The 16,121-nt window shown below is 67.0% G+C and carries 16 protein-coding genes and 2 tRNA genes; 6 read left to right on the top strand and 12 right to left on the bottom strand.

Annotated elements, in window-relative coordinates:
* Nucleotides 1-16: 16 nt before the first annotated feature.
* Both M3M54_RS06535 and M3M54_RS06530 read right to left on the bottom strand, forming a co-directional pair.
* A complete protein-coding gene (locus tag M3M54_RS06535; RefSeq protein ID WP_249021374.1) occupies nt 17-1,267 on the bottom strand; it encodes an RNA polymerase sigma factor in 1,251 nt (416 codons plus the stop codon).
* 124 nt (nt 1,268-1,391) lie between these two features.
* Entirely contained in the window at nt 1,392-2,549 is a 1,158-nt protein-coding gene (locus M3M54_RS06530; RefSeq protein WP_249021373.1) for an RNA-guided endonuclease TnpB family protein, read from the bottom strand.
* A gap of 42 nt (nt 2,550-2,591) precedes the next feature.
* Here M3M54_RS06530 and tnpA point away from each other — a divergent pair, with 42 nt between their 5' ends.
* The gene (tnpA, locus tag M3M54_RS06525; protein WP_249021372.1) at nt 2,592-3,032 is read left to right on the top strand and encodes an IS200/IS605 family transposase; all 441 of its coding nucleotides are present in this window, start codon (nt 2,592-2,594) and stop codon (nt 3,030-3,032) included.
* A gap of 134 nt (nt 3,033-3,166) precedes the next feature.
* Nucleotides 3,167-3,251, top strand: a tRNA-Leu gene (locus M3M54_RS06520).
* Between the two features lies 1 nt (nt 3,252).
* Here M3M54_RS06520 and M3M54_RS06515 read toward each other — a convergent pair.
* The 4 genes from M3M54_RS06515 to M3M54_RS06500 form a co-directional block, all read right to left on the bottom strand.
* Entirely contained in the window at nt 3,253-3,894 is a 642-nt protein-coding gene (locus tag M3M54_RS06515) for a helix-turn-helix domain-containing protein (protein ID WP_249021371.1), read from the bottom strand.
* Between the two features lie 189 nt (nt 3,895-4,083).
* Complete coding sequence (locus tag M3M54_RS06510; protein ID WP_249021370.1) at nt 4,084-5,010, bottom strand: Ppx/GppA phosphatase family protein; 927 nt, start codon at nt 5,008-5,010, stop codon at nt 4,084-4,086.
* Nucleotides 5,011-5,024: 14 nt separating this feature from the next.
* A complete protein-coding gene (locus M3M54_RS06505) occupies nt 5,025-5,951 on the bottom strand; it encodes a D-glycerate dehydrogenase (protein WP_249021369.1) in 927 nt (308 codons plus the stop codon).
* A 35-nt stretch (nt 5,952-5,986) separates the two neighbouring features.
* On the bottom strand, nt 5,987-7,459 hold the full coding sequence (locus tag M3M54_RS06500) for an MFS transporter (RefSeq protein WP_249021368.1): 1,473 nt from the start codon (nt 7,457-7,459) through the stop codon (nt 5,987-5,989).
* Between the two features lie 240 nt (nt 7,460-7,699).
* Here M3M54_RS06500 and M3M54_RS06495 point away from each other — a divergent pair, with 240 nt between their 5' ends.
* Entirely contained in the window at nt 7,700-8,020 is a 321-nt protein-coding gene (locus M3M54_RS06495) for a helix-turn-helix transcriptional regulator (RefSeq protein ID WP_249021367.1), read from the top strand.
* Nucleotides 8,017-8,883 (top strand): N-acetyltransferase, encoded by an 867-nt coding sequence (locus M3M54_RS06490; RefSeq protein WP_249021366.1) that lies wholly within the window; start codon nt 8,017-8,019, stop codon nt 8,881-8,883. The genes M3M54_RS06495 and M3M54_RS06490 overlap by 4 nt, the downstream gene beginning before the upstream one ends.
* Before the next feature lie 43 nt (nt 8,884-8,926).
* On the opposite strand, the gene M3M54_RS06485 is transcribed toward M3M54_RS06490, so the two are convergent.
* Both M3M54_RS06485 and M3M54_RS06480 read right to left on the bottom strand, forming a co-directional pair.
* Complete coding sequence (locus M3M54_RS06485) at nt 8,927-9,142, bottom strand: hypothetical protein (protein ID WP_249021365.1); 216 nt, start codon at nt 9,140-9,142, stop codon at nt 8,927-8,929.
* Nucleotides 9,143-9,473: 331 nt separating this feature from the next.
* Complete coding sequence (locus M3M54_RS06480; protein WP_249021364.1) at nt 9,474-9,824, bottom strand: transposase; 351 nt, start codon at nt 9,822-9,824, stop codon at nt 9,474-9,476.
* Nucleotides 9,825-9,827: 3 nt separating this feature from the next.
* Here M3M54_RS06480 and M3M54_RS06475 point away from each other — a divergent pair, with 3 nt between their 5' ends.
* Complete coding sequence (locus M3M54_RS06475; protein WP_249021363.1) at nt 9,828-10,517, top strand: transposase; 690 nt, start codon at nt 9,828-9,830, stop codon at nt 10,515-10,517.
* Here M3M54_RS06475 and M3M54_RS06470 read toward each other — a convergent pair.
* The 4 genes from M3M54_RS06470 to tdh all read right to left on the bottom strand — a co-directional run bounded on the left by M3M54_RS06470 (nt 10,477) and on the right by tdh (nt 15,773).
* Nucleotides 10,477-11,826 (bottom strand): transposase, encoded by a 1,350-nt coding sequence (locus M3M54_RS06470; protein ID WP_249019087.1) that lies wholly within the window; start codon nt 11,824-11,826, stop codon nt 10,477-10,479. The genes M3M54_RS06475 and M3M54_RS06470 overlap by 41 nt on opposite strands.
* A gap of 245 nt (nt 11,827-12,071) precedes the next feature.
* Entirely contained in the window at nt 12,072-13,118 is a 1,047-nt protein-coding gene (locus tag M3M54_RS06465; protein ID WP_371878650.1) for an IS1595 family transposase, read from the bottom strand.
* A 457-nt stretch (nt 13,119-13,575) separates the two neighbouring features.
* Nucleotides 13,576-14,742, bottom strand: a complete 1,167-nt coding sequence (locus M3M54_RS06460) for a glycine C-acetyltransferase (protein ID WP_249021361.1) — start codon at nt 14,740-14,742, stop codon at nt 13,576-13,578.
* Nucleotides 14,742-15,773, bottom strand: coding sequence for an L-threonine 3-dehydrogenase (gene tdh / locus M3M54_RS06455; protein WP_249021360.1), 1,032 nt, complete (start codon nt 15,771-15,773; stop codon nt 14,742-14,744). Before tdh ends, M3M54_RS06460 begins: the two co-directional genes overlap by 1 nt.
* Nucleotides 15,774-15,986: 213 nt before the next feature.
* Here tdh and M3M54_RS06450 point away from each other — a divergent pair.
* Nucleotides 15,987-16,060, top strand: a tRNA-Met gene (locus M3M54_RS06450).
* Nucleotides 16,061-16,121: the final 61 nt, after the last annotated feature.

Raw genomic sequence — 16,121 nt, 5'->3', positions numbered from 1 at the left:
CGCGTTCTGTCGAGTTCTACCTGTGCGACGCCGGGCGCTGGTCTCGGGCGTTGCGGTGACGGCGTGGCGTACTCGGGCCGGCGGCCAGTCGAGTGGCCGGGGTGCCGGTGATGGCGGCAGCGACGCTGCCGATCTGGGCCGCAGGTTGCCGCAACGTGGCCGCGGGGGGGAGCGCCGCCAAGGCTGGGATGGCGTCGGCGATCCCGACCGACGCGCCGCCGCCGAGCGCGCCGCGCAAGCCCGTGTCAAGCGCGCGTGCGACGAGCACCTTGGAGCTCGGGCCGCTCGCGTGTGCTTGGACACCCTGGCTGACGGCCACTGTGCCGACGGTGAGGATCGCTGCCGCTGCCAGGCCTGCTGCCGCCTTCGTCGCCGCGGCACCGGCACCGAGCAGGCCGGCGGAGGCTCCACCGACGCCGGTGGCGCTGGCGACGCCGGCCGAGCCGGCCGAGTGGGTGAGCGCGTGGGCGAAGAGCAGCTTGCGTGCCAGCGTCAAAAGTCCGACCGGCGCCAGTGCGGCAAGCACACGGTCGGTTCTGCGCAGCTCGCGCTGGAAGACCCGGCAGCGCTCGCAGTGCTTCACGTGGCGTCTGACGGCCGCGCCGCGTTTGGCGCGGAGCCCTTCAGCCTCCTCAACGAGCTCTTCACGCACCTGGTCGCAGCTCAGCAGCCGGGCCTCGGCGGCCTCGGTCAACGAAACCCGCGCGCGGACCAGCAGCGACTTCACGCTGGGGATCGTGGTATCCATCGCCACGGCAATCTGCTCGTAGGAGAGCGCCTCCATCTCGCGCAGCACGAGGGCCGTGCGCTGCGTCTCGGGCAGGTCACGGATGTCCTCTAGCAGCTCGCGAAACTCCTCGCGCTCGTGTGCCTTATCGGCTGTGGTTGCGCCGTGTTCGGCGAAGTGGACGTCCATCGAATCCACGCCGACGGCGCGTGCGCGCCGCAGGTGATTCAGGCAGCGGTTGCGTGCGATTCGGTAGAGCCAGGGGCGCACAGCGATCGCGCGATCGTCGGCGAGCATGGCGCTGTAGGAGGCGGTCAACACGTCCTGCAGTACATCCTCAGCGTCCTCGCGTGAGCCCAGCATGTGCCTGCAGAACGACAGCAGACGCGTCTGGTAGCGCCCGACGAGCACCTCGAAGGCCGCCTGGTTGCCGCGGCGAGTGAGGGTTACCAGCCGCTCGTCTGACTGCAGTCGTAGCAGCGGAGAGCGGACGTACGTGCCGCCGCCCCCCCGCGTGTATCTGAGCGCAGAAACGTCCATTTCAGTCTCTAGCCCCATTGCAACAACCTAGCAGCGGGGAAGTTGCGGTTGCGTGTCGGTCATGTGAGCCCTTGATGTCCACTTTTTGAGTCCTCCCCACGCCTGAAGGCGGGGGATTCCTGGCTCACGCTGCAAGGGAAACCCCTTGTCTTACGCGATCAGCACCAGCAGGGTCGAAACCGGCCCTGGCCGCCACGTTGCGGGCGGCGTTCATGTCTCGGTCTGCGACGAAGCCACAGGAATCGCACTCGAAGGTGCGATCCGAGAGGGTGAGGTGGTGCTTGGCTCTCGCACCGCATGAGCTACACGTCTGAGTCGTCCCGGCGGCCGGGACGACCATGAGTTCGCGACCGTGTTTCGCGGCGGCGTCCTCCAACGCCCGCCGGGCCGCCGCCGTACGCGCGCTGGCAGCACGAGCCGCGAGCGTTCCGCCGAACATGAACAGCGGCTTGAAGTCCTCGACCGCGATCTGGTCGAACTCGCGCACCAGCCGGACGGCCCACTTACGGGCCTCATCTTGCCGTCGCGCCTTGAGCTGCGCGTGCTCGCGGGCGGCTCGTCGCTTCGCTGCCTTGTAGCCCTTCGAGGCGGCCCGTCCGGGCGCTGGACGGCGGCGAGCCATCTGTCGCTGACGCCTCGCCAACGCCCGCTGGGCGCGGTCACGGTGCGGCGTGTGCGGCAAGTCGAACTGCTGATCTGTGGTGGCCGCTACTGCCTTGACGCCCCAGTCAACGCCGACGGCACGGCCGGTTGCGGGCAGCGGATCGGCCTCGCGCTCGACCACGAAGCTCGCATGCCAGCGCCCGAGTGCGTCACGGAAAATACGTACGCTCGACGGGTCACTCGGCAGCTCGCGCGACCACACGGGCCTGAGCACAATCCCGTGCGGCAACAGCAAGCGGCCGTCCCTGAGGCGGAACGGGCCAGATCGCGTGAAGTTCAGTGTTGGTAGCGCCCGCCGCCGGGACCGGAACCTCCGGTCGCCGCGCCGGCCGCCGCGCTTGCGGATCGCCCGCGCGTCCGCTCTGGCCTGACAGAAATCCCGGATCGTTTGTTGCTGCGCGTTCTGTGAGCACGCCCGCAGCCACTCGTGTTCGGCCCGCCAGGCCGTCAGCAGCCGGTCGAGGTCACCGTTCTGGGGGCGTGCCACGCTCGCGCGACGACTCTTTGAGTCCAGTTCGACACACTGGTTCCACACCCACCGGCAGGCGTCCCACTCAGCCTCAAGCAGCCGGACACTCGCGCGGCTTACGCGAACCCGGTACGTGTATCGAACCTTCATGTCAGCTAGTTCTATCACGCTGTCCTGATAGAACTAGCTGACATGGGTAAGCCAGGCCGGAATAACAACATCGTGCATCGCTGCACCTACCACGTTGTCTGGTGCTCTAAGTACCGGCGCAGGGTGCTTACGAGCCTCGACCCGGCGGTCAACAATCCTCCGCAACCGGATGATCCCGGCCCTATCGACGCACGCCTACTCGAAGTGCTCCGGGAGGTCGCTGCCGACACCGGCTCCACGATCATCGAAGCCGAGGTCATGCCCGACCACGTTCATGTACTCGTACAGGTCGATCCCCAGTTCGGAGTAGCCAAGCTAATCCGGTTGATGAAAGGCCGCTCGTCGCATCACTTACGAGCCGAGTACCCCTCGCTCCGCCGCCGCATCCAAACCCTCTGGACCAACAGCTACTTCGTCGCCACCGTTGGCGGAGCGCCACTCGCGCAAATCAAGCAGTACATCGAGAACCAACGTCACGTCTGAACGCCCCTCACGGGGGCGTTGCGGCTATCCCTCCCCACGGCTAAAGCCGGGGGCACCCCGCCGCAATTCGGTGGGGCGAGCATGCGCGTGGCTGCGGGTCGTGGGTCCCGTAAGATCAGCCTCCAGCCAGCCTGGCCCGGGTAGACAAATTGGCAAAGTCGGCGGTCTTAAAAACCGCTTCCCGCGAGGGAGCTGCGGGTTCGATCCCCGCCCCGGGTACTCACCTGCCGGTGTTGGCGTCGTCCTCTGCCACCGTCTCGGGCGCGGCGCGGCGGTGAGTGCTCAGCGCGGTCAGCAGCTGCTCGGCGAGAGGCCGCTCGCCGCTCACGCGCAGCGCGCTTGGGCTGCCGCCCGGGGACAGGGCGGCGATCCAGGCGTCTTTGTCGCCCGAGATGCGGGCGGTCGGGGCGACGGCCGGTCGCTCCTCCATGGTGCAGGCTGCGGCCGTAAGCGTCAGCGTTGCGTGAAAGGCACCGCCGTCCCTGGCGCCATCGGTGACGACGCATTCCACGACCCCCGGGTGCTCATGGGCGTCGACCAGCCCCGGCAGCAGGCGCAGAATCGCGCCGATGTCGACGCGCTCCTGGTCGCGCGGCTCGCTCCAGGCCCACGTAAGGCCCCAGATCGCCAGCTGCGCCAGCACGGGCAGCAGCTCGCGCGCGCGTGGGGTGAGCTCGTAGTCGACGCGCGGCGGTACCTCGCGGTAGCGGGTTCGGGTCAGCAGGCCGTCGGCGACCATGCGGTTCAGGCGCGAGCGCAGCTGCTCGGTTGAGATGCCGGGCAGCACTCGCTGCAGTTCCACGAACCGCCGCGGCCCCGTGGTCAGGTCGCGCACGATCAGCAGCGTCCACTTGTCCCCCACCAAATCGAGCGCACGCGTGTCAGGCGACCACTGGTCGTACGGATGTCGCTTCGCTGGGGGTGCCCCGGGCACGTGATACCTCGATCCGGTGAAACCGACCTCGCGGAGTCTACGCCCGTGACGGGCGGCCCGGCGAAAACCTTTGGCCTGCCGGGGGTCCAGCGGGACCCCCGGCAGGAGCGTGGCCGTTCAGCGGGTCGCGTAGCGAAGCGCCGCGCCGCGCAGGATGTCGTGCTCAGAGACTTCGATCTCGTCGAGCGCGAACAGCCGCATGATCTCTGTGAGGATCACGATTCCGGGGAGAATCGCGACCGCTCGGTCGGGGTGCAGCCCGGGCACCTGCTTGCGCTCCCGCAGCGGCATCGCCGCCAGCCTTGAGAGGATCGCATCGCGCTCGCTGGCGCTGAGCCTGTAGCCGTGCACGCGCGACGGGTCGTAGGGCTCAAGGCGCTGGGCGATAGCCGCCAGCGAGGTGGGTGTTCCCGCCACGCCGATGGCTCGTCCGGGGCGGGTCCGGCGGGCATCGGGCACGGCCAGCTCCAGGGCCGCCCTGGCATCGTCTGCGACCGCCTGCAACTGCTGTGTGGTTGGTGGGTCGGTGTGGATGTGGCGGTCGGCCTGGCGCACGACGCCAACCTGCGTCGAGACGTGAAAGTCCGGCTCTGGGCCGTGGCCGATCACGAGCTCGGTTGAGCCGCCGCCGATGTCGAAGACGAGCGTACCGCGGTCGTCGGGATCGGGATCGAGCTCGTCGGTGGCGCCACGGTAGGTGAGCTGCGCCTCCTCTTCGCCGGACAGCACATGCGCCTCGAGTCCGTAGTGGGCTGAAACCTCACGAGCGAACTCGCGGCCGTTGGTCGCGTCCCGGACCGCACTGGTCATCACCGCGACGGCGCGGTCATGGCCGTACTCCTCGATCAGCGCGTGAAACTCATCAAGCACCGCGAACTCGCGCTCGAGCGCCGCCTCTGCAAGCTGGCCGGTGGCGTCGACCCCGGCGCCGAGGCGGGTTACCCGGCTTTCGCGCTCAAGCTCTCTGGTGAAGCGGCCGTCGGTCACCTCCGCCACATAGAGCCTGGTGGTGTTGGTGCCGATGTCGACTACGGCGATCCGCATGGTCTGCGTCCGGCTCAGGCCGGCACCGGGTAGGGGAGTGGCGTGCCCGCCAGCCCGGCCAGGATGTTCTCGACCGCCATCTCGGTCATGCGCTCACGCGCCGACCAGGTGGCAGAGCCGATGTGAGGGACGACCAGCAGGTTCGGGGCGCTCCACAGGGGATCGTCTGCGGCAAGCGGCTCCGGGTCTGTGACGTCCAGGGCTGCGCCGGCGAGCTGGCCGGTGTGCAGCGCCTTGGCAAGCGCGTCGCGGTCGACGATCGCGCCGCGCGCGGTGTTGACGAGAATCGCGGTCGGCTTCATCAGCGCGAACGCCTGCGCGCCGATCAGCTTGCGCGTGCCGTCAGTCAGCGGCAGGTGGATCGAGACGAAGTCAGATCTTCTGAGCAGATGCTCGAGGTTGTGCTGGTCGCGGGTCTCTGTGGTCAGGACCTCCATCCCGAAACCGGCGGCGCGGCGTGCCACCGCTTGCCCGATACGGCCGAGCCCGATGATTCCGAGCGTTGCGCCGTGCACGTCTGCGCCGAGGAAGCCGGCTGGCTCCCACGTCTGCCACTGCCCGTTGCGCGCGAACGCAGCCGCCTCGGTGATCCGGCGGGCCGCCGCCATCAGCAGCGCGAAGGTCAGGTCTGCGGTAGCGTCGGTCAGCGCGTCGGGCGTGTTGCCAACCTGGATCCCGCGAGCGCCGGCGGCCGCCACGTCGATGTTGTCGTAGCCAACGGCGTAATTGGCGATCACCCGGAGCTTCGGCGCACCCGCGATGAGCTGCGCGTCGATCCGGTCGGTGAGCAGGGTCAGCAGGGCGTCGGCTTCGGCTGAATGCTCGCGCAGCTGCTCGTAGCTGGGGGGAAGCTGCCCCGGCCAGACGGTTGTGTCGTGGCTTCCCTTGAGCCGCGCGAGCGCTGCTCCGGGGAGCTCGCGAGTGACGAAAATGCGTGCCATGCCACGCATTTTCGTCTAACTCGCGTTTCGGTCGCTCAGATCTCCGCGATCGCGAGGGTCTGCGGCGTGAGCGCCTCGCTGTGGCGCGTGGCTGGCATGCCGAACAGCGAGACGAGGATTCCGGCTGCGGCGATCCCGCCGGCGACCACGAACGCCAGCTTGAAGCCGCCGACGAGTGCCGCTGCGGCGACGTGCGTGGTTGCCGTTGGGTGGTGCAGCAGCGCCGTCGACCGGGACGTCGCGATCGTCGCAAGGATCGCCAGTCCAAGGGCGCCGCCGAACAGCCGTGCCGTGTTGGCGACGGCTGAGGCCAGCCCGGCCTCGTGTGGCGCGACCCCTGAGGTGGCGGCGATCGTGCCAGGTATGAAGGCGAAGGGCATCGCAAAGGAGGTGAGCAGACCCGGAATCAGCAGCTCACCCAGGTAGTTGCCCCGCACGCCGATGTCGCTCAGCGAGAACATGCCAACGGCCAGCACCGTCATGCCGATCAGCAAAAGCCGCTTGGCGCCGAAGCGCATCGTGACCCGCGAGGCGATCGTCGAGCCCACGACGATCGCAAGCGTCATCGGCAGGAACACCAGACCGGTCTTGATCGGTGAGTAGCCGAGCACCTCCTGCAGGTAGAGAGACAGGAAGAACCACATCGCAAAGGTCGAAGCACCAACCAGCCCGATGACCAGGTTTGCCGCCGACAGCTGTCGCGAGCGAAACAGGCGCAGGGGCATCAGCGGTGCCTTGGCGAAGCGGCCCTCGATCAGCAGGAACAGGGCCAGCAGGCCGAGCCCGGTGGCGATCGCAACGATCGTCGTCGGGTTACCCCAGCCGGACGTGTTCGTTCGAACGATCCCGTAGACCAGCGCCGAGAGGCCAAGCGTTGCGGTCAGTGCGCCACCGAGGTCGAAGTTGCGCATGGCGTTCTCGTTGCGTCCCTCGGCCAGCATGCGCAGCGAGAAGTACGCGGTGGCCAGGCCGATCGGCAGGTTGATGAAGAGGATCCAGCGCCAGTCCAGCAGGTCGGTGATCACGCCTCCTGCCAACACGCCCGCCGCGCCTCCCGCGCCGCCCATCGCGCCCCACAGGCCAACGGCGCGGTGACGCTCCTTGGGCTCGGTGAAGGTGCTGGTCAGAATCGAAAGTGAAGCTGGCGCCACGATGGCGCCGCCGAGGCCCTGCACGAGCCGCGCGCCGATCAGCATCGAGCGGGTGTCCGCAAGACCGCCCGCCAGCGACGCGAGCGCAAACAGGAGGAGTCCCGCCACGAACACCTTGCGGCGGCCCAACAGGTCGGCGGCCCGCCCGCCGAGCAGCAGGAACCCGGCAAAGGTCACGGTGTAGGCGTTGACGACCCATTGCAGCCCGGACTCAGAGAAGTCCAGCGCATGCTTCATCGATGGCAGCGCGACGTTGACAACCGAGACGTCCAACACCACCATGAACTGGGCTAGGCAGGCGAGGATCAGCGTTGCGGTCAGATGCGGCGTGGCTTTTGACTTCAGGGTTTCGGTCATCGATTGGTCTCCGTGTTAGGCGCGTTTTCAGACCCTCTCCAGCCCGCGAGCTCGCCGCACTCCGGGACCACCGCGGCCCAGGAGCGCCTGCGCTTGTTGAGCACTACCGCCAAGTTCATGTGCTCACCACTGCGCGTTCAGTACGACGAGCATCGAACTATAGCGCACCGTTCGACGCTTGTCGTACTATGATCGTGATATGCGGCCTGCGCATGATGAAACGTCCGAGCTGGGCGAATCGTGAGCCTTGCCGTCGCGGATCCGGCTGAGGTTGGAGCCGTTGGGCCGCTCAGCCTGCCCGCCGTGCTGCACGCACTGAGTGACCCGGTGCGGTTGAGCATCGTCTCCCAGCTCGCTGATGGCGCCGAACACACCTGCAACAGCCTGGATGTCACGGTCGCCAAGTCAACCTGCTCGCACCACTTTCGCGTGCTGCGCGAGGCGGGCGTGGTATCACAGCGCGCCGACGGCAAGTGCCGTTTCAACCGCTTGGAGGTCGAGGCGCTCGAGGCATCCTTCCCGGGCCTGCTGGACGCCGTGTTGCGGACAAGCCAGCGGTGACGGTCGGTCCTGCCCCAACCGGCCTTGAGCTGGTCGAAGCGGTGGAAGAGCACTGCTTGCACGCCTGGCCGGCCGAGGTCCACGAGACCACCTCTGAAGGGTGGGCGCTGCGCGCGACCCCGGGCCTCGAAGGACGCGGACGTTCAAACCACGCGCTGACGCCGGCGCGCCCGCTTTCGCTTGACGCCTATGAGCGCGGCCTGGCCGCGGCCGCTGCCTTTGCCAGCGAGCACGGGATCGCCTGTGGGGTCCAGGTGAGTCCTCTCTCAAGCCACCCCCTGCTGCTCCGCGAGCTGGGCGCGCGCGGATGGGTGGTTCAGCAGCCTGTGGTGGTCATGACCGGCGACACCGCGCAGATCGCCGCCGGGTTGGCCGGCGTGGCGCCATTCGGGTCAGGGTTGGCCGACCTCGTCGGTGATGAGGGCCTCGCGCTGACGGTGACTGACTCTCCCACACCTGAGTGGGTCTCGACGTGGACGCACTGCGACCCCCGTCCCGATGCCGATGCGCACGTGCAGACCGTGTTTCAGAAGATGGCCGGGACCGCGCGCTTTGCCCACGCGCCCGGCCGGGCGGTGGGGATCAGCGTCGAGCTTGACGGCATCGTCGGCCTCTACTGCATCGCTGTGGCACCCGAATGGCGTCGCCGAGGGGTCGGCAAATGGCTTGTGCGGGGCATGCTCGCGCAGCACGCAGCGCCGCTGACCTACCTTCAGGTGTTCGGCGCGAACACCGCTGGCATTGCGCTCTATCGCAGTCTCGGCTTCCACGAGCAGTACCGCTACTGCCATGCGGTGCTGCCGCCGTCCGTTCAGGCGGACTCGGCCGGCGGCGCAGCCGCCGCCGGTGGCGGCGGCTGCTGACCAGCCTTGGGGGGAGAGGTGCGGACGGGCGGCGCGGTTCACCTCACGCCGTGATGCCCTCCCGCGTGTTGGCGCCATTGGCGTCAGCGGCCTCGAACTCCTCGTCGAGCTCAACGACCACAGCGACCCGTCGGTCAAGCCAGAGGAAGCGAACGCAATCGGTCCCATGTTGCACCTCGTCTGGCAGCGGTAGCCCGCTGTCCTCCAACAGCGCCAGCATCCGGCGCTCAGCGAGCTCTCGACGATCGATCGGTTGCATGCCAGAAGCATGAGCCGCGGGGTGTGGGCAAACAAGACTCATTCGTAACTAATTTGTGTCAGTTGGTCCATGTGCGCCGCCTTGGGCGCCTTTGTTTGGAGCTTTCGTCGCGGCGCTCCGCCGCGACGCTGGCGCGTCCGGTGGCAAACGCTTCCCGGTCGCGGGCTCGGTCGAGGCGGTAGAAGAGGTGTGACGAGTGCCTATGTCTCGGGGTGAAGCTGCCAAGCGCCTCGTCGTTGAAGTTTGAGGCCACGATCCACCCGTCGGTGGCGTCCCTGTGCCGCTGTAGATTCGTGACGGCGTAGGCTCCGTTGCTTACCTGGGTTTTATCTCAGGCGGCAGCCACCTCCTCGGGGCCGGGGACGGGGTGCCTGTCTTTGAGGCGCTTGAGCGCTTGGTGCTCGAGGTCGGTGGACACCACCTTGGTGGACTGGGTGATGATCAGGTCGAGCACTGCCCGGCACAGCGGCAGGCAGCTGCTCTCGCCGGGGAACCGGCCGATGAGGTTGGTGCGGCGGCGGACTTCGCCGAGTGAGCGCTCGAGCGGGTTCGTTGACCGCCGCTTGCGGCGGTGCCTGAGCGGGTACTTCAGGCGGACCAGCAGCGCGGCCAGGTCGTCGGCCAGGCACGCGGCCGCTGAGTGGTAGCCGCTGTCGGTCAGCTGGGCGATCAGCGCCCGCATCTCTTGCTCGTCGTCTGCGACGGCGCGTTGGGTGCGTGGGCTGCGCTCAGAGACGTCTACCCCGGCGCCTCAGAGCAGCGCTGCTGGTTTCACGCGTCGGGGAACATCATCGACTGCTTCCCCAAGCGCATGCAGTCCAAGGCCAAGCAGCACCTGGACGAGATCATCGCGGCCCCGACACGCAACGACGCCCGCGGCGCGCTCGAGATCTTCCGGAAGGAATACGGCGCCAAGCATCCCAAGGCGCTTGCCAAGCTCGATCGTGACTGGACAGATCTGACCGCGCTCTATGACTGCCCCGCCGAGCACTGGCGCCACCTGCGGACCACCAACCCGATCGAGAGCGCGTTTGCCACGGTTCGGCTGCACACCCGGGTCACCAAGGGCGCGGGCTCCAAGACAGCCGCGCTCGCGATGGCCTACAAGCTACTGGCCACCGCGCAGGAACGCTGGCGCAGGTTCAACGGCCACGAGCTCGTCGCTGACGTGCTCGACGGCGCCAGGTTCAAGGACGGCATCCGGGTCACAGACAACGACAACCACGGAGACGACGGACAGCAGGCCGAGGGGTCACCGCCTGATCATCTCGTCATCGCTCATACACAACATTTGACAAACGGGTCCTCCATCTCAGTGCCTCGGGTTTCGCAGTTCATAGGCCGGCGGCTGCCCATGCTTGCTGGACTGCGCTGATTTCTCGGGTTGTGGGCGTTCGGGCCTGTTGTGGCTGAAATTGGGTGGCGATGATCACTCGTCGTAGCTTGGCGAGCATGTCCTGGAATGATGGGGTGGTCTTGGAGACATACCAGGGGGCGCGGGCGCGGTGCTCTGTGACGATGTCGGGGTGATGTCCGTAAATGGCGTACCAGATGGTCGTGAGGTCCATCGCCAGGAACTGGAATGGGACGGTCCGTTGCACGGCTTTCTCGGTCCGGTTGCGGGCATCGCCGATCCCGAAGATCTCTTTGCCGTCCTGGAAGGCGACTTCGATCGGCCAGCGGTCTGCGTAGCGCTCAACGATCTGCGCGGGCGTGGCGCTCGGGTCGGTGGTGATCAACGCGATCTGGTAGCCGGAGGGCTTGGCGGGGTCTTTGACGAGGATCACCCGGACGGGGGTCTCAGAACCCAGCGGCTCCCATAGGCAGTTGATCTCGGCCAGCTGGAGGGTCTCGGTTTTGTTGTAGCGCCGGACGGTCGCTTGAGCCCACTTGGTGGCCGGGCTGGTTGCGAGCTGCTTGAGCGTTGCGAGCCGCTCTCCCCATTCGCGTGGCCGGCCGCGTTTGCCGGTGCGTGGCGGCGCGGGGGCATAGAGCGTGGCGTTCACACGCAGGCGGCTGGTGATCCTCACATGATCCCCAACGCCACGCCACGCCTGGCTGATGTAGGCGCTGTCACCGACCACGTCGATCATCCGGCCGGGTAGCCGGGTGGCAAGCAGGCAGACAAGCTCCCTGGCCAGCGTGACCTTCCCGGGCCGCTCAGGATCGGGCTTGTGCTGCTGGACAAACTGTTTGCGCCGCGGCTGCCACAACCGGAACAGAACCGGCAAACAGACCGTGCGCTCCAGAAACGGCAGCTTGACACAGATCCCGGCGCACACCCAGTTGTTCCCCCAGGCGACCGAGCCTGAGCGGCTGTTGGCGGTCGCGTCATGATGCCAAAAGGTGCCGTGGATCCGGCGTCCCCTGCGTTTCAGCAGCGTGTCATCGACCGCGACCAGCACGCTCGCACCCGGTTCTGTGAAGCGCTCAACGATCAGCACCGCCAACCGCAACCCGAGCTCATCCGCTGACCAACGGGCGTTTGCGAAGAACCGATGGCAGCGGGCGTGATGCCACACCCCGGACAAGCGCGCGCCGACCAGCATCCCGGTCACGCACCGCAACCGGGTCTGGGAGACCTGCCCCACCACCAGCGCACAGAACGTCTCAAACGTCGGACGGGTGAAACACGACTCAAACAGGACAAGCAGCTCGTTCAGCGAAGATGGGACGCAGAGCATCGGCGGCAGCCTCCAAGAGAAGCCGCGCAGCGTGCCTCCCCTTGGCCGCGACGGACGGGTTATGTTGACAGCAACCGCTTTCGCGCAAGCCGCCGATGCTCCTTCTCCACCCTCTCGCCAACGACCGCCACCACCCCCGCTACAGCCGGCCCGTGATCACCCCCGCCAGCTACGCGCTAAGCCGCCCCGCGCCGCAAAAGTGCGAAACCCGAGTCAGTGCAGTAACCTCGCGATTTGCAGCACGTTTAGCGTTCGGGTCGCCATGGGCGGTCGAGCGGGACGCCGGCGAGGCTCGGTGGCCTGACGCGCTTGTCAGCGGGTGGCGGGGTTGGCGACCGTCGTGTGCCCGCGGTGCTGTCGGCGGTGAGGGAGCGGTAGGTGCGGCGTTCGCTCTGCACGGCGTGTTCGAGGAGCCGATAGAACAGCATCCCGCGCGAGCGTGAGTGACGACGGTTGAAGCGGAATGTGAACTCGTCGAGGTAGGCCTGTAGGTGCTCTGGCTTGACGGCGCCCTGATGTGTACCAAGCAGCCAGCGTTTGGCCAGCGCTGCGACACGATGTACGGCTGGCAGCAGCTCGTGGGCTTGCATGCCTGAGGGCCCGACCGGCTCAGGGCGATGCTCATAGTCGCCGCCGCAGGCTGGCCCGTAACTTTTGAGCCCGTCAGTCAGGACGATCGCTCCAGGTTCGACATGGGCCAGCAGGAACTCTCTGATCGCGGCGGTGTCGATCTTCTCGATCACGTGCATGCGACAGCGCCCGATGCCGCGATCGCCTTGCTCCACAGCGATCTCCACGATCGTCTTGCCTGCTGCGCCGCGGCCACGACGACCCGGCGCTGGGGCGCCGAACACCGTTTCGTCGACCTCCACGACACCTCCCAGCCGCTCGCGTCCCGGGCGCACCATCGCTGTCCGGTAGCGGTAAAGCATCGCCCACGCCGTTTGCTCGGACCCGATCGCGAGGGTCCGCTTGAGTCCGAGTGCGGAGATCCCATGCTTCCCGCTGACCATCATCCAGCCCGCCGCGAACCACACCGTCAGCGGCGTACGCGTTCCGTGAAAGATCGTGTTCGCCGTAGCGGACACACGACGACCACAGCGCCCACAGGACCAGCGGCCATCATCGAGCTTCCACGCCTGCTCACCGCGACAGATCGGACAGCGAAACCCCTCAGGCCAGCGCAGCCAGTCGAGATAGTCCAGACAGGCTGCGTCAGTCGGGAACCACGCGCGCAGCGCGGCATCAGAGCCGGGATAGTCCACGCCAACCCGTGGCGAATCGCGAGAGATCGGCCCAGACTACTGCACTGAGATGGAGGACCCGTTTTGACAATAACCCTGAGCAGGCAGGGATCAGCGAGTTCGTAATCCACTGGTCGCATCCGTGGGACAGCCTCATGACCGGCGCCGCCGCAGCGGTGCTCGAGCACGTCGCAAACTGAGCCGCTGGTTCCCGGACCTGGCGTGCGGGCGGCCCGGGGGCCACATCTCGGTCAGATCAGGCTGTCGGGGTGAGCCCGGCGCCTACCCAATCCCATAACTACGGGCAATTCAGGAAAGCCTTGCGCCCACCAACTGCGGAAGTGATGTCGCCGATCACAGATGATCGGCCAACTGCGATCGCGGCTTGCCCGCGACCGAACTTACGGCTCGGCGTGAAAAGTCCCGCGTTTTGTGGCCAGAGCGACCACGCCACGGTGACGCCAAGCGCGACGAGCTAGTCGGTGTTCAAGCGCGTTGAGCGCTATCAGCCGCGCGACGCGTTGAAGCACTCGACCGCGAAGTCGACGTCCTCGGTGGTGTGGGCCGCCGACAGCTGCGTGCGGATCCGCGCTTTGCCGCGCGGCACAACAGGGTAGGAGAACGCGATCACGTATAGACCGAGCTCCAGCAGCCGTTCGGCGGCCGCCGCCGCGGCGTTCGCCTCGCCGTACATGATCGGGACGATCGGGTGCTCGCCCGGAAGCACATCGAATCCGGCCTCCGTCATCGCGCCGCGAAACCTTGTCGCGTTATCGCGTAGTCGGACGCGGAGGTCGCCGCTTTCCTCCAGCAGATCGAGCACCTTCAATGAGGCAGCGACCACGGGCGGCGCGACGCTGTTGGAGAACAGGTACGGGCGTGACCGCTGTCGCAGCAGCTCGATGATCTCGCTGCGCCCGCTCGCATAGCCGCCCGTCGCACCGCCGAGCGCCTTACCCAGCGTGCCGGTGATCACGTCGACGCGGTCGGTCACGCCGCAGTGTTCGGGGGTGCCGCGACCCGTCGGCCCGATGAACCCGACGGCGTGCGAGTCATCGACCATCACCAGCGCGCCGTACTTCTCAGCCAGGTCGCAAATCCCGTCGAGCGGCGCAAGGTAGCCATCCATGGAGAACACGCCGTCGGTCGCGATCAGGATCCGCCGTGCGCCCGCCGCCTCCTTCAGCCGGGCCTCGAGCTCCTCGAGGTCGCGGTTTGCGTAACGCAGCCTGCGCGCTTTGCACAGCCGGATGCCGTCGATGACCGAGGCGTGATTGAGCGCGTCCGAGATCACCGCGTCCCGCTCGTCGAGCAGCACCTCGAACAGCCCGCCGTTCGCGTCAAAGCAGGAGCCATACAGGATCGTGTCCTCTGTCCCGAGGAATTCAGACAGCCGCTCCTCCAGCTGCTTGTGGATCTCTTGGGTGCCACAGATGAACCGCACCGACGCTAGTCCGAAGCCCCAACGGTCCAGTGCCTCGTGCGCTGCCGCGAGCACCTCCGGGTGGTCGGCGAGCCCGAGGTAATTGTTCGCGCACAGGTTGAGCACCGGCCGTGTGCCTCGCAGGCCGATCCGCGCGTTCTGCGGTGTCGCGATCAACCGCTCTCGCTTGTACAGGCCCGCCTTTTGGATCTCGGAGATCTCGGTCTGAAGCTCGTCGAGTACAGACATCAGATTGCCTCCCAGTCGAGGATCACCTTGCCCGAGGCTCCGTTCGCCGCGGTCGCGAACGCCTCCTCGAACTCCGTCGCGCTGAAGCGGTCCGTGATCACCGGGCTGATGTCGAGGCCGGACTGGAGCATAACCGTCATCAGATACCAGGTCTCGTACATCTCCCGGCCGTAGATCCCGCGAAGCGTCAGGCCCTTGAACACGACCTCGTTCCAGTCGATCGCCACCTCACCGGGCGGGATCCCAAGCAGCGCGATCCGCGCACCGTGGCACACCTGGGCGAGCATGTCTCGGATCGCATCGGCGCTGCCCGACATCTCGAGCCCGATGTCGAAGCCCTCCTCCATCCCAAGCTCGCGCTGAACGTCCGCAAGTCTCTCCTCCAGCACGCTGACAGCCCGGGTCACGCCAACCTTCCTGGCAAGCTCCAAACGGCGCGGATTCACGTCGGTCACGACCACATGCCGGGCGCCCGCATGACGGGCAACCGCCGCGGCCATGATCCCGATTGGGCCGGCCCCCGTGATCAGCACGTCTTCGCCGAGCACGGGAAACGCCGTCGCAGTGTGAACCGCGTTCCCGAAGGGATCGAAGATCGCCGCTACGTCGCGATCGATTCCGTCCGCGTGATGCCAGACATTCGCCACCGGCAGCGACACGAACTCGGCAAAAGCGCCAGGTCGCTCCACGCCGAGCCCACGCGTGTGCGCACACAGATGCCGGCGGCCCGCCATGCAGTTCCGGCAGCGGCCACAGACGATATGACCCTCCCCGCTGACGATCTCCCCGACGACATGACTGCGCACGGCTGAGCCGACCTCCACGATCTCACCAACGAATTCATGACCAATCACAAGCGGCGTCGGCACCGTGCGCGCAGCCCACTCGTCCCACGCATAGATGTGAAGATCGGTGCCGCAGATCCCCGTGCGCAGAACGCGGATCAGGACATCGTCAGGGCCGACGGGGGGAACCTCCACCTCGCGCAACCACAACCCCGGCTCAGCTCGCTCCTTGACGAGAGCCTTCACAATGCCTCCTCTAGGTTGGACAATGCGTCCCGCAACATACACTCCATGCGGCCGTTATGTGGTTCGCCTCGAGAGCGTCCTGGGCCAGGCCGCGTGGTATGAGCGCGTACCGTCGACCTTACCTTGACTGCCGGCTGGCGGTCTTTTCTCGTCGTGATGCCCGACCCGCCTGCTGGGATTCGGGCCACAATCTGCTATGAATATGTGTTCAGCCGCGGGGTGGAGCAGTCTGGTAGCTCGTCGGGCTCATAACCCGAAGGTCGCAGGTTCGAATCCTGCCCCCGCTACTAAGTAAAGGCCCTCATCTGCAGGGCCTTTTTCTTTACAGGTCCTCCATCTCAGTGCAGT

The sequence above is a fragment of the Conexibacter sp. S30A1 genome, assembly GCF_023330665.1.
GTDB lineage: Bacteria > Actinomycetota > Thermoleophilia > Solirubrobacterales > Solirubrobacteraceae > Palsa-465.
The sequence above is the reverse complement of the archived record's forward strand: the minus strand, read 5'-3'. Positions and strand labels throughout refer to the sequence as shown.